This window comes from Streptococcus sp. GMD1S (assembly GCF_000296875.1).
Taxonomy (GTDB): Bacteria; Bacillota; Bacilli; order Lactobacillales; family Streptococcaceae; genus Streptococcus.
The window spans coordinates 1-530 of the sequence record NZ_AJQY01000304.1 but is presented as its reverse complement, the minus strand read 5'-3'; the positions used below and the strand labels follow the sequence as shown (position 1 = coordinate 530).

Below are 530 nucleotides of genomic sequence, written 5' to 3'. Positions count from 1 at the left end.
GTAAAAAAGATAAACTGTCTAGCATCTGCGATGCTTCGTCAGTTTCCTATTTTTACATTGTTCTCTGTCGCTATCCTAAATATACAAAAAGAAAGGTAGAGCGTGTGTTCTGATTTGAACACGAGCGGAAAACTTTTCTAAAAACATAGAGAGGATGGTTCGGTTTTGAATTGAAGCCGGTCTAGTCTTCTCAATATCATCAAAATTAAGAAAGAAAGGAATTGAACCCACCCTAAAAGCAGTGGGAAAAAGATAGTTGGTCTAGCGAGCATCGCTCACTGCGCTCAACTCCTATTTTCCCTTCGCTTTTTGACGGGTTTGGTATCTTATATTATGTCTATCCATATTGCTGCTCAGCAAGGTGAAATTGCTGATAAAATTCTTCTTCCGGGGGATCCTCTTCGTGCGAAATTTATTGCGGAGACCTTCCTTGAAGATGCTGTTTGTTTTAACGAAGTGCGGAACATGTTTGGTTACACTGGTACTTACAAGGGCCACCGTGTATCTGTCATGGGAACTGGGATGGGGAT

General features: G+C 41.1%; 1 pseudogene. It reads left to right on the top strand.

Going from position 1 to position 530, the window contains the following annotated elements:
• Window positions 1-333: 333 nt before the first annotated feature.
• Window positions 334-530, top strand: a pseudogene (locus GMD1S_RS08915) (purine-nucleoside phosphorylase); the annotation flags it as partial.